Annotated in this window: 11 protein-coding genes; 6 read left to right on the top strand and 5 right to left on the bottom strand. The window is 68.5% G+C overall.

The genetic code is table 11. The annotated features are described in order from the left end of the window. Window positions 1-352 precede the first annotated feature (352 nt). The gene (locus ACIRGA_RS37105; protein ID WP_400950774.1) at window positions 353-832 is read left to right on the top strand and encodes a cupin domain-containing protein; all 480 of its coding nucleotides are present in this window, start codon (window positions 353-355) and stop codon (window positions 830-832) included. Window positions 833-835: 3 nt separating this feature from the next. Here ACIRGA_RS37105 and ACIRGA_RS37110 read toward each other — a convergent pair whose 3' ends face one another. Beyond that, window positions 836-1,243: a RidA family protein gene (locus tag ACIRGA_RS37110; RefSeq protein WP_400950777.1), complete on the bottom strand. Its 408-nt coding sequence runs from the start codon at window positions 1,241-1,243 to the stop codon at window positions 836-838. A gap of 98 nt (window positions 1,244-1,341) precedes the next feature. Here ACIRGA_RS37110 and ACIRGA_RS37115 point away from each other — a divergent pair, with 98 nt between their 5' ends. From ACIRGA_RS37115 to ACIRGA_RS37125, 3 genes are all read left to right on the top strand, one after another. Continuing rightward, window positions 1,342-1,731, top strand: a complete 390-nt coding sequence (locus ACIRGA_RS37115) for a winged helix-turn-helix transcriptional regulator (RefSeq protein WP_400950780.1) — start codon at window positions 1,342-1,344, stop codon at window positions 1,729-1,731. 60 nt (window positions 1,732-1,791) lie between these two features. Continuing rightward, window positions 1,792-2,727: a helix-turn-helix domain-containing protein gene (locus ACIRGA_RS37120; protein ID WP_400950784.1), complete on the top strand. Its 936-nt coding sequence runs from the start codon at window positions 1,792-1,794 to the stop codon at window positions 2,725-2,727. Window positions 2,728-2,809: 82 nt separating this feature from the next. After that, entirely contained in the window at window positions 2,810-4,636 is a 1,827-nt protein-coding gene (locus ACIRGA_RS37125) for a fibronectin type III domain-containing protein (protein ID WP_400950787.1), read from the top strand. 44 nt (window positions 4,637-4,680) lie between these two features. Here the strand turns inward: ACIRGA_RS37125 and ACIRGA_RS37130 are convergent, their stop codons facing one another. After that, on the bottom strand, window positions 4,681-5,454 hold the full coding sequence (locus tag ACIRGA_RS37130; RefSeq protein ID WP_400950813.1) for a maleylpyruvate isomerase N-terminal domain-containing protein: 774 nt from the start codon (window positions 5,452-5,454) through the stop codon (window positions 4,681-4,683). 296 nt (window positions 5,455-5,750) lie between these two features. On the opposite strand from ACIRGA_RS37130, the gene ACIRGA_RS37135 reads away from it, so the two are divergent. Then, complete coding sequence (locus tag ACIRGA_RS37135) at window positions 5,751-7,199, top strand: DHA2 family efflux MFS transporter permease subunit (protein WP_400950791.1); 1,449 nt, start codon at window positions 5,751-5,753, stop codon at window positions 7,197-7,199. 9 nt (window positions 7,200-7,208) lie between these two features. Here ACIRGA_RS37135 and ACIRGA_RS37140 read toward each other — a convergent pair whose 3' ends face one another. Genes ACIRGA_RS37140 through ACIRGA_RS37150 form a run of 3 tightly spaced genes read right to left on the bottom strand, consistent with a single transcriptional unit; the run spans window position 7,209 to window position 10,452 of the window. Continuing rightward, the gene (locus tag ACIRGA_RS37140; RefSeq protein WP_400950793.1) at window positions 7,209-8,336 is read right to left on the bottom strand and encodes an acyltransferase family protein; all 1,128 of its coding nucleotides are present in this window, start codon (window positions 8,334-8,336) and stop codon (window positions 7,209-7,211) included. Between the two features lie 57 nt (window positions 8,337-8,393). Beyond that, window positions 8,394-9,782 carry an ATP-binding protein gene (locus ACIRGA_RS37145; protein ID WP_400950797.1) on the bottom strand — a complete coding sequence of 463 codons (1,389 nt, stop codon included), beginning with the start codon at window positions 9,780-9,782 and terminating at the stop codon, window positions 8,394-8,396. Continuing rightward, window positions 9,775-10,452: a response regulator transcription factor gene (locus ACIRGA_RS37150; protein WP_395867105.1), complete on the bottom strand. Its 678-nt coding sequence runs from the start codon at window positions 10,450-10,452 to the stop codon at window positions 9,775-9,777. The genes ACIRGA_RS37145 and ACIRGA_RS37150 overlap by 8 nt, the downstream gene beginning before the upstream one ends. A 220-nt stretch (window positions 10,453-10,672) precedes the next feature. Here ACIRGA_RS37150 and ACIRGA_RS37155 point away from each other — a divergent pair, with 220 nt between their 5' ends. Then, the gene (locus ACIRGA_RS37155) at window positions 10,673-12,403 is read left to right on the top strand and encodes a glycoside hydrolase family 6 protein (protein ID WP_400950802.1); all 1,731 of its coding nucleotides are present in this window, start codon (window positions 10,673-10,675) and stop codon (window positions 12,401-12,403) included. The last annotated feature ends 139 nt before the right edge of the window (window positions 12,404-12,542 follow it).

Genomic DNA, 12,542 nt, shown 5'->3' on the forward strand with positions numbered 1-12,542 from the left:
GTAGGCGCAAGCTTACCGACACCACCTAGCCGATGGCCGTCGTGTCCTGAGCCTCCACAGAGGACACTTTCTGGCAACCGGATGGCCATATGAGCAGTTCCACACGGGGGTCGCGAGTGGTAAGTCGTGTTAGAACGACCTTTATCACTCGCGCCCCCGCGCGAGCAGGAAGTGTCCCTTATGGACAGTCGTCACCGCGCCAAGCCACTTCGGCGAGCCCGCACATGCACCCGATCGATAACCTCCACATTATCAATCGGTGCGGCTTTCCGCGTTGATCACTGTCCGGCGCCGGGAGAAGCTGGTCTCCTCAGCGAGCCTGCTGAGCACGAAGAACCAAGGAGACGCCACCATGTTCGACCCCATCCTCCTCCGGGCCGCCGACGCCGAGATCGTCAGCGACGCGCCGGGCAGCGAAATCACGCTGCTGGCCGACTCGGACACCACCGACGGGGGTTTCACCGCGAACCGCGCGACCCTGAAGGACGGCGTCTTCGGCACCCCGGCCCACTTCCACACCCGCGCGACCGAGTTCTTCTTCGTGCTCGAAGGAAAGCTCCAGGTCCTCGTCGAGGAAACCCTGCACACCCTGGAGAAGGGCGATTTCCTCGCCGTGCCGCCCAAGGTGCCGCACGCGTTCGGGCCCGCCGCCGGATCGGACGCGGACGTCCTGGTCACCTTCACGCCGGGTATGGCCCGCTTCGACTACTACCGGCTCCTCGACCGGGTCGCGCGCGGCGAAGCGGATCCCTCGGAGATCGCCGCGTCCTCGAAGCAGTACGACAACCACTACGTCGACAGCCCGATCTGGCGCGCCGCGCGCGGCCGGTGAGCGTCAGTCGATGACCGCGGTCGCCTCGACCTCGACGAGATGCTCGGGCACATCGAGCGCCGCGACGCCGATCAACGTTCCCGGCGGGACCGGGGTTACACCCAGCTTCGCGGCGGCCCGGTCCACGCCTTCGAGGAACAGCGCGAGTTTGTCCGGCGTCCAGTCGACGACGTAGACGGTCAGCTTCGCGACGTCGTCGAAGGTGGCGCCGGATTCGGCGAGCGCGGTGCCGATGTTCAGGTAGCACTGCTCGACCTGGGCGGCGAGGTCACCTTCGCCGACAAGGGCGCCGTCGGCGTCCCAGGAGACCTGCCCCGCGATGAAGACCAGCTTCGACCCGGTCGCGATCGACACCTGCCGGTAGGCGGGGATCTCCGGCAGCCCCGCGGGATTCACCAGGGTGATGCTCATCCGTACTCCTCGTCAATGGTCACTTGTGGTTACCCAGGAACTGTAGGAGAGTGTGCGGCGACCTGGAAGAACGTACTTTCTCGTGACTGGGGAACCTCATGGTGACCAAGCAGCTCAACGGTTCGGACGACGCCGATCTGCTGCGGGCGGACTCACTGGCGCGGGAGATCTTCTCCGACGTCGCCAACAAGTGGGCGCTCCTGATCATCGAAACGGTCGGCGACCGGACCCGGCGGTTCACCGAACTGCGCAACGACATCGAGGGCATCAGCCACAAGATGCTCACCCAGAACCTGCGCATGCTGGAGCGCAACGGCCTGATCGAGCGGACGGTGCATCCGACGGTGCCGCCGCGCGTCGACTACACCCTGACCGAGGCGGGCCACGGCCTGCGCGCGACGGTGGACGGGATGTGCGACTGGACCCACCGGTTCCTCGGCCACATCGAAGACTCACGCCGCCGGTTCGACGCGCCTGTTAACGGTTAACGGCCTGGCCAGGACCTTTCGTGGTTCAAATCCCGGCGGTCGGCGATCTATGCTCGTCAGGTGATCTCCGGCGGTGCGGAACCCCGGCCCGAGTTCGAGCGCTTGCTCCGCGACGGGCCCTTCGCCGACGCGCTGCGCGAGGCGATCCGGGTGCGCGGCCTCAGCCTGGAACGCCTGCGCGACCATCTGCGCGCCCGGGGCGTTTCGATCACCGCCGCGACGCTCAGCTATTGGCAGTCAGGGCGCAGCCGCCCGGAACGCCGGGATTCGGTACGGGGGCTCCGCCACCTTGAACAGGTACTGGAGGTACCGCCCGGCAGCCTGACCGGGTTGCTCGGCCCGCCGCGCGCGCGAGGCCGATGGCCGGCCCGCGCCGACGGCCTGCCGGAGATCGGCCGGTACTGGCCGGACCGGACGCGGATCGACTCGGCGGTCAGCGAAGTCGACACCCGCTGGGACGAACGGCTGACGAGGATCAGCCAGCAAGACGTCGTCTTCGTCGGACCCCGCCAGGAGGAACTCGCGTTCCAGTCCAGGCAGGTGCTGCGCGCCGAGGCCGACGGTCCGGACCGGTGGGTGATGATCGTCCACATCGACGAGCACGACCGGCCGTTGCCCGAAGTGACCTCATTACGCGGCTGTCGTCCCGGCCGGAGCGTGCTCCACCCCGAAGACGGTCTCCTCGTGATGGAACTGCTTTTCGAGCGGCCGCTCGCGAAAGGCGAAACGGTCATCACCGAGCACACTCTGGTGAACAGCGCCCCGTTTCCGCACGCGACGAACTACGAACGCAAATTCCGCTTGCCCACCCGGGAATACGTGCTCGAGATCCGATTCTCCCCCGGTGTGCTCCCGGCGCGATGCCGCCGCTGTTCCGAACAGGACGGACAGCAGGCAGAGTCGTCGGAAGTCCTGCCGGTAGGCGATTCCGTGCACGGTGTCGCCCTGAATTTCGGCCCCGGCCGATTCGGGTTCGAGTGGGACTGGGACTCTTAATTGTTAAGGACTCGCGGGCCTACGATTTCGCGAGGTGAAGGAATTACCGTCTGCGCATCGCCTTTCGATTCGAGGAGTGCGTATGAGACGGCACAACGGAGTGCTTTCCTGTTCGATCGTCGTGGCCCTGGCCGCACTGGGGTTCAGTCCGGTGGCGTGGGCCGCTTCCCCGCCTGTCCCGGTCCATCCCGACGCCGAGGTGAACGGCGTCGCGGCGGCGTTCGGCCTGAGCGTGTCCGAAGCGAAATCCCAGTTGGCCGCCCAGGACGAGGCCCACCGGCTGGCCGCGTCGCTCCCGGCTGGGCTGCGCGCCCGCTCCGCCGGGCAGTGGTTCGACGCGGCGACGGGCAAGCTGGTCTTGGCCGTCACGAACGCCGCCGACGCCGACGCGGCCCGCTCCGCCGGCGCCGAACCCCGGCTGGTGTCGCGGACCAAGGCCGAGCTGGACCGGACCGACGCGGCGGTCCGCGCGCTCGTCGGCGACGGCGTACCGGGGGTGTTCGGCTGGGGTGTCGACGTCCGGGGCAACGAGGTCGGGATCTCGGTCGACCGCTCCCGCAAGACCGCCGAGACCGAGAGCTTCCTTTCCCGGGCAAGGAATCTCGGCGTGCGGATCACCGAAACCGGCTCTTCGCCGCGGCAGCAGGACGGCACGATCCACACCGGCGACCCGTGGTGGCCGGGCGGTGAGAGCAACTGTTCGGTCGGGTTCGGCGCGACCGATTCGACGGGCGCCAAGCACTTCCTCACCGCCGGGCATTGCACGAACGACCGTGACCAGGCCGCTTATGGCGCGTCGGGCCAGCAGAACCGGATCGGCACTTCGAACGTCGGCGGGACGCGCAGCGTCAACGCCCGCGAAGGCGACATGGGCGTGGTCGCGGTGACGCAGCCCGGCTGGGCGCTCTCGGCGGCGGTCAACACCTGGGGCGAGCCCGCCGTCACCGTCACGGGTTCGGCCGAGGCGATGGTCGGCGACCGGGTCTGCCATTCCGGCAACACTTCGAAATGGAAGTGCGGCGAAGTGAAGTACACGCACAAGTCCGTCGATTACGGCGGCGGGCTGATCATCGAGGACTTGACCTGGACGACGGCCTGTTCACTCGGTGGCGACTCGGGCGGCGGCTGGCTCCTCGGCACCAAGGCGGTCGGCCTGCACGACGGCGGGCCTTCCCAATGCGTGCCGGATCCGAGCGACGGGGACATGTCCCTCTTCCAGCCGGTGATCGAGGCGCTGAACAAATGGGGCCTCACCCTGGTGACCGGCGGCGGAAACGGCGACACGACGGCGCCGAGCGCGCCGGGCAACGCGCGGTCCACCGGCACGACGTCGAACAGCGTCTCGCTGGCCTGGGACGCGGCCACGGACAACGTCGGTGTCACCGGTTACGACGTCTACAACGGCTCGGTGCTCATGACATCCGTGACGGGGACCAGTGCCACCGTGACCGGTCTCAGCCCGGACACCTCGTACGCCTTCACGGTGAAGGCTCGCGACGCGGCGGGAAACGTGTCGCCCGCGAGTGGTGTCGTGTCGGTCAAGACTCAGCCCGGTGACGGTGGCGGCCGGACGTTGAGCAACGGCACCGACTTCGCGATCCGCGACTACCAGCAGGTGTTCAGCCCGGTGACTTCGACGCTCACCGGGCAGGCCGCCGCTTCGCTCGGGATCTCGGTGACCATCCGGCACACCTGCGCCGAGGATCTCGGCGTGACGCTCCTGGATCCCCGGGGCAAGGCCTATCCGCTCAAGTACAGCGGCGGTTCGGCCTGCACGGCCTGGAACGGCGTACGGACGTTCTCGGCGCCCGGCTCGTCGTCGCCTGCCGGCGGGAAGTGGCAGCTGCGGGTCACCGACTACGGACCCGGTGACACCGGCGTGCTCGACACTTGGTCGCTCACGCTCTAGGACCTCGTGAGTGGTGAGGACTCCTCACCACTCACGAGTGTGTATCAGGGCAACCGCACGACACGCAGGAAGGCGGGCAACAGCCACGGTCGCCGTCCGCCGACGACGATCTTGCCCGTCAGCGCCGAACGGACCTTGCCGACCCGGTGGAACAGCATCAGGTTCAGGGACGGTGGATCGAACGAGATCCGCGCGTCGACCGGGCCGCCGGGCTCCTCGACCGTCACCCGTCCCCGATGCAGCACCAGCACGACCGGGGACGTGTACGCCGATCGGAACGCCACGGCGATCCGTCGTTCTCGCGGCGACTCGCCGGTGTCGAGGAGGTGCCCGATGTCATGGCTCAGCACACCGACCAGAAAAAGATCGAAGAACAGCGCCGCGTCAGCGGGCGGGATCGTCCAAGGCAGCTTCAGCGCCCTGGCGATGTCCCAGCCGTGGATCTGCAGTTCGTTGACCAGGTGGGCGAGGACACCGGCGAGCGGTACTTTCGACTCCCCGAGCCACTCCACCAAGGTGGCCGGGTCGGCGTCCTCGGTCACGCGCAGTACTTCTTCGATGTCCGCGAGCAATCCGGTGACCAGCACGCCGAGGTCGCGTTCGGGAAAGTCTCGCAACACCAAGCCGTTCAACACGGAAACCGTGTCCACAGTGGTCTTTTCGACCTGGCTCTGCCCGCGGGCGTCCAGCAACGGGACACTGTCCGGGCACACCAGTGCCGTGTACATCTTCGCGATCATCGCGACGTGGGCGACCGTTTCGGCCACCGTCCAGTCCGCGGTGACCATCGCGTCCGGATCCGGAACGCGGTCCACCATTTCCGCGAATCGCGCGCCCGTCACCCGATAGGCTCGCCGCACCGAATGCCATCGATCCACCGTGATCGCTCTGGTCACGTGCCGATTTTATAGCGCCACCACCGAAAATCCGTCCGCTCACGTGCGGTCCCGAGCCGCCCCAAAGGGCAGTGACCGTACTCACTACGGAAATTCACGTGACAGGCACCGACCAGCACAGGCACACTTGAGGACATTCAGCCTCGCCTTCGCTGTCACCGTTGCCGGCGCCGAAGGCGGCCCACGCGGACCCGCGCCCTTCCAGGAGCCCTTCACTGATGACCGAGACCCTGCCCGAAACCACCCACGACCAGGAACGGGCACCGGCGAAAGCCGGGCTCCTGATCGGGGTCCTGGTCCTTTCCGCGTTCGTGATGATCCTCAACGAGACCATCCTGAGCGTCGCGCTGCGTGACCTGACCGTCGACCTCAAGGTCCCGACCACCACCGTCCAGTGGCTGACCAGCGGCTTCCTGCTGACCATGGCGGTCGTCATCCCGACCACCGGGTTCCTGCTCGAACGGTTCACCCCGCGTCAGGTGTTCCTCGCCTCGCTGATCCTGTTCAGCACCGGCACCCTGGTCAGCGCGCTCGCCCCGGGTTTCGCGCTCCTGCTGACCGGCCGGGTCATCCAGGCCTGCGGTACGGCCGTCATGCTGCCGCTGCTGATGACCACGGTGATGCGCCTGGTCCCGGTCGAGAAGCGCGGCGCCACGATGGGCACGATCACCATCGTCATCGCGGTCGCCCCGGCGATCGGCCCGACCATCGGCGGCGCCGTGCTCTCCTCGCTCGGCTGGCGCTGGATGTTCTGGATCGTGCTGCCGCTCGCGCTCGCCGCCCTGCTGGTCGGCATGCTGCAGCTCCGGCTGGAGAGCGACACCCGCAAGGTTCCGCTGGACGTGCTGTCGGTGATCCTGTCCGCCGTCGGTTTCGGTGGCGTGCTGTACGGCCTGTCCGTGTCCGGCGAGGGCGCCGGCGGACATCAGCCGGTGCCGCCGTGGGTGCCGATCGTCGTCGGCGTCGCGGCACTCGCGGTGTTCACCTGGCGCCAGTTGCGCCTGCAGAAGGAAGATCGCGCGCTGCTGGACCTGCGCCCGTTCACCCACCGCAGTTTTGTCGTCTCGCTGGTGCTGACGGCGCTGCTGTTCATGTGCCTGCTCGGCGCCGCGGCGATCCTGCTTCCGCTGTACCTGCAGACCGTCCTGCGCACCAGCACGTTCGTCAGCGGGCTCGCGGTGCTTCCCGGCGGCCTGGTCCTCGGGCTGCTCGGCCGTCCGGTCGGCGCGCTGTACGACCGCTTGGGCCCGCGGCCCCTGGTCATCCCCGGCGCGGCCGCGATGGCGGTCTCACTGTGGCTGTTCGCGCTGCTCGGCCCGGATTCACCGCTGATCGCGGCCATCGCCATCCACGTCCTGCTGATGGGCGGGCTCGGCCTGATGATGACGCCGCTGATGACCGAGTCCCTCGGGTCGCTGCCCGAGCACCTCTATTCACACGGCAGCGCGATCCTGGCCACCCTGCAGCAGCTCGCCGGCGCGCTCGGCACCGCCGTGTTCATCGCGGTGGCCACGGCGAGCACGACCACGGCCGGGGCGGCCAGCCCCGACTCGGGCGGTATCCGCACCACGTTCATGGTCGCCGGTTGCGTCGGGCTGGCCGCGTTCGTCGGTTCGCTGTTCGTCAAGAAGAGCGCCGGAGCCACCCCGGTGGCCGCTCACCACTGATCCACCGCTTCACCGCGCGCCCGCCGCGGCCTCCACCGGAGGCTCGGCGGGCGCGCGTCGATCGAGCACCTTCCGGCCGTAGGCGATGGCGGGCAGCTCGACCCAGCGGCGCAGCGCGCAGGCGAACACCAACGCGACACCGGTCGTCGCGGCGGCCTTGGCGAGACCACTGGGCAGCAACCAGCCCGTCACCCCGGCGGCGCCTGTCTGGGCGAGGTAAAGCGCGTACGAACGATCTCCGACGAAGGTCATCGGCCTGCTCGAGAGCAGTGCCCGGACCGGACCCGGCGAGACGACGGCCACGAGCAGCAGCGCCGAGCCGGCCGCGTAGACCGGGACCACGAACTGCCAGTGCCCGCCGAGCGCCTTCGCCAGCGGGCCGACGGAGAACTGCAGTACGACGAACCCGCAGCCGATCACCGTGGCGACGGCGGGACTGGTCAGCGGCCGGAACAGGGCGAACCCGCGCGGATGGTGGAGCGTCATCGCCAGGAGGCAGCCGACGACCAGCGAGCAGTAATGCACCGAAAGGCTCGCCCAGGTGTGCGACGGCGCCCACGGCAGGGCGAACAGCACCACACCGAGAACGGCCGACGCGCCCAGCACCAGACGCAACGCCGTCTTCCCGCTTCGCGCGAACGACGTCAGCACCAGCAACGCCGGCCACACCAGGTAGAACTTCTCCTCCACCCCCAGCGACCACGAGGTCGGATAGGGCGTGTTGAAGTCGACGAGCTCGTTGCCGAAGACGAGGTAGTACGGCATGGCGTCCGCGAGCCTGCTGCTCTGATACGCCCCACCGAGCGTCACCGCGACCGTGGTCAGCGCCAGGAGCAGGAAGTACACCGGCATGATCCGGAAGACCCGGCGCAGGTAGAACCCGCGCAGCGAGATCCGGCCGTCACGGTCTTCCTCGCGCAGCGCCAGCGTCGTGATGAGGAATCCGGAGAGCACGAAGAACAACTGCACCGCGATCCAGCCCTGGAGGCGGTCCACGACGGGACCTCCGTAGTGGAAGAACACGACGGCCACCGCGGCGAGCGCACGCACGCCGGTGAGGCCGGGGAACCACGACGAGGCCAGGTACTCGGCGTGGCCGAGGGGCCGCCACCAAGACCGGCGCGAAGGAGCGAGCATGACCCGAAGGTTCGGGCTCGGACGCTGAACCGAAGCTTAAGGAAGCTGAAGATGTCTTCAGCTTCGCGCCAACGGCAGGCGGACGACGAGGCGAGCGCCGCCGTCGTGCTCGGCGACCTCGACGGTGCCGCCGTGCGCCTGGGCGATCTCGGCGACGATCGCCAGCCCGAGGCCCGCGCCACCGTCGTCGCGCGCACGTCCGTCGTCAAGCCGCACGAAGCGGTCGAACACCCGCTCGCGATCCGCGGCGGGAATGCCGGGCCCGTCGTCAGTGACCGCCAATACGGCGACTTCGTCCACAATGGACGTTCGTACTTCGACGCCGGTACGGGCATGGCGTTGCGCGTTGTCCACCAGGTTCCGCAGCAGCCGTTCCAGCCTGCCGCGGTCGCCGAGGACCGTCGGATCCGCCTCGATCTCGGCGCGGACCCCCTGCCGTCCGGACAGACATGATTCGACCACTTCGGACAGTCGCACCGGTGTGGACCGTTCCGGCTCCGCGTTGTCCAGCTTGCCGAGCAGGACGAGGTCGCCGACGAGGTCCTGCAGCCGGGTGATGTCGAGGAGCGCGTTGCGGCAGGCGTCGCGCCAGTCCAGCCGGTCCGGATGCGCGAGCAACACCTCCAGCTGGGTCCGCAGGGACGCCAGCGGGGTGCGCAGTTCGTGCGACGCGTCCGAAGTGAACCTGCTCTGCCGGGTGACCGCGGTGTCCAGGCGCGCGAGCATCGTGTTCATCGTTTCGGCGAGCTTCGCGATCTCGTCGGCACTGTCCGGGGCCGGGACGCGGCGAGACAGGTCGTGCGCGCCGATCTCCGCGACCTCCGAGCGGATCGCCTCGACGGGGCGCAGCGACCGGCGTACCGCGAACCACGCGATCGCCCCGATCAGCAGCGCGATCACCGGGACACCCGCCAGCAGGGTCACCCGTACCGAATCGAGCGCGGCCTGACCGGACTCGTCGACGAGGGCGGCGCCGTAGATCCGGTACTTGCTGTCGCCGCTCACGGTGACCGCCACGTGCAGCCGGAGTCCGTTCCGCTCTGGATCTTCCCCGAGCGCTCTCGCGCAGCCGATGGATTCCTGCCTGGCGAGGTCGACGTCGCCGGGCTTGAGGTTCTGGACACTGTCGCCGTACACGAAGCCACCGTCCGGAACGATCGCCCTGGATCGCAGGCCGGGACAAGACGCGACCCGCTCGCCGGTCTGGGTGGTCACCTCGTAGATCGAATCCCGCACGAGGAGCCGTAGATCGGCCGGCGCGGCGCCGGTGTTCAGTACGTGGACGATCGCGGCCGCGCGCTCCCTCGCCACCTGCGCGGCGCCGTTGCCCAGCCGGTTCTGGGCATCGAGCACCAGCCACGCTGAAACGACCGCCAGAGCGATGATCGACGTCACGAACGACGTCAGCGCGACCCGGAAGCGGGTCGACCGCCACGCCTTAGGCACCGGAACCGACCACGTGATAGCCGGCGCCGCGCACCGTCCGGATCGTCTCCGCCCCGAACGGCAGGTCGATCTTCCGCCGCAACGCGCTCACGTGGACCTCCACCAGGTTCGCGGTCGCCGACGCCGCGAAATCCCAGAGGTTCTCCAGCAGCTCCGCCTTGGTGACCACCTCGCCCTGCCGCTTCATCAGATACGCCAGCAGGGCGAATTCCTTGGTGGTCAACGGGATTTCGGCGGTGCCACGGCGGCAGGTGTGACTCGCCTGGTCCAGTTCGAGGTCGCCGAGCCGCAGCGTGCCCGGCCGGATCGCTCCCCCGCGCCGGATCAGCGCCCGCAGCCGGGACAGCAGGACGCCGTAGGAGAACGGCTTCGGGAGGAAGTCGTCGGCGCCGGTGTCCAGCGCCTCGATCTCGTCGTCCTCGCCGTCCTTCGCGGTCAGCATGAGGATCGGGGTGGTGTCACCTCGTTCGCGCAACCTCCGGCAGACGCGATAGCCGTTCAGCCCGGGTAGCATGATGTCGAGGATCATCGCGGCGTACGGATGTTCGGCGGCGTACCAAAGCGCGTCGCGGCCGTTGTGCGCGACGTCCACGGCATAGCCCTCGGCGCTCAATCCCGCCCGGAGCGACTCGGCCAGGCGTCGCTCGTCCTCCACGAGCAAGATCCTCATCCGCTCACGATCCCATACCGCCCGGGCACATTCGGCCACCGCCCGCTGTCCGGGTGAAGGCTGCGCCGCCGTCAGGACCAGCCTTCCACCTCCTTCGGCCGCATTTCTGGGAGCGATTCCACAATGCGGTTCCCTCAGCCTTGTCAGGACCGGTCCGCCCCTTTACGGTCCTCATGGGAGCGCTCCCATAAATCGGATTCCGGTCGCAAGGAGGCGACGTATGAGATTCCGCAGAAAGGGTGCTACGGCACCATTGGCCGTCGGCGCGGTACTCGCGATGGTGGCGGTGCCGGTGGTGCTGGGCTCGAGCGCCGAAGCGGCGCCGGGCTGCAAGGTCGACTACACGATCACCAACCAATGGGACACCGGGTTCGGGGCCACCGTGACCGTCACCAACCTCGGCGACCCGATCACCGGCGGCTGGACACTGAGCTGGGACTTCCCGGGCGACCAACAGGTCCAGCAGGGCTGGAACGGCACCTTCACCCAACAGGGCACCCGGGTGACGGTCCGCGACGCCGGGTGGAACGGTTCACTCGGCACCGGCACCACCGTCTCCCCCGGCTTCAACGGAAGCCACTCCGGCACCAACGGGAAACCCACCGTCTTCACCCTGAACGGCACCACCTGCACCGGTTCCACCGTCCCCACCACCACGACGTCACCCACCACCACGACCACGACGCCCGGTCCGGGCGGACCGAAGGCCGACAATCCCTACGCCGGCGCAGGCGTGTACGTGAACCCGGAATGGTCGGCGAAGGCCGCGGCCGAGCCCGGCGGCTCCCGGATCGCGAACCAGCCGACCGGCGTCTGGCTCGACCGGATCGCCGCCATCGCTGGCACGAGCACGAGCCGCGGACTGCGCGGCCATCTCGACGGAGCGCTCCAGCAGGCCGCCGGGAAACCGATGGTCGTCCAGCTGGTGATCTACAACCTGCCCGGCCGGGACTGCGCGGCGCTCGCGTCGAGCGGCGAGCTGAAGTCAGACGAACTCCCGCGCTACAAGACCGAGTACATCGACCCCATCGCCGCCATCCTCGCCGATCCGAAGTACGCGTCGCTGCGGGTGGTGACCGTGATCGAGATCGACTCACTGCCGAACCTCGTCACCAACGTGACCCCCCGGCCGACGGCCACGCCCGCGTGCGACGTCATGAAGGCCAACGGGAACTACGTCGCCGGTGTCGGCTACGCGCTGGCGAAGTTCGGCGCTGTCCCCAACGTCTACAACTACATCGACGCCGGACATCACGGCTGGCTCGGCTGGGACGACAACCTCGGCCCGTCCGCGGCGCTGTTCGCACAAGCCGCGAAGAGTTCCGGCAGCACACTGGCCAATGTGCACGGCTTCATCGCGAACACCGCGAACTACGGCGCGCTCAAGGAGCCGTACTTCACCGTGAACGACAGTGTCGGCGGAACTTCGGTGCGGACGTCGAAATGGGTCGACTGGAACCGCTACGTCGACGAACTGTCCTATGCCCAGGCGTTCCGGCAGGAGGCGATCCGGGCGGGCTTCCCGGCGGACGTCGGCATGCTCATCGACACCTCGCGCAACGGCTGGGGCGGCACCGCGCGGCCGTCCGGCCCCGGACCGTCCACCACGGTCGACGCCTACGTGAACGGGAGCCGGACCGACCGCCGGATCCATCTCGGCAACTGGTGCAACCAGGCGGGCGCCGGGCTCGGCGAACGTCCCAAGGCCGCGCCGGAAGCCGGGATCGACGCCTACGTCTGGATCAAGCCGCCGGGTGAATCCGACGGTGCCAGCAAGGAGATCCCGAACACAGAGGGCAAGGGTTTCGACCGGATGTGCGATCCGACGTACACCGGCAACCCGCGGAACCAGAACAACATGTCGGGCGCGCTGCCCGACGCGCCGCTGTCCGGGCACTGGTTCTCCGCCCAGTTCCAGGAACTGCTGAAGAACGCGTACCCGGCCCTGTAAGTGAGCGGTAAAGCAGAGGTGGCAGGTTGCGGCGAGCGGTTCGCTCGTGGCCGTCTGCGATCGTGTCGCGAAAGCCACTTTCGGGACGTCACACGTCGCGAAAGTGGCTTTCGCGACACGGGCCATGTCGGCGGCGGGC

The organism is Amycolatopsis sp. NPDC102389, from assembly GCF_044765885.1.
In the GTDB taxonomy this organism is placed as follows: domain Bacteria; phylum Actinomycetota; class Actinomycetes; order Mycobacteriales; family Pseudonocardiaceae; genus Amycolatopsis.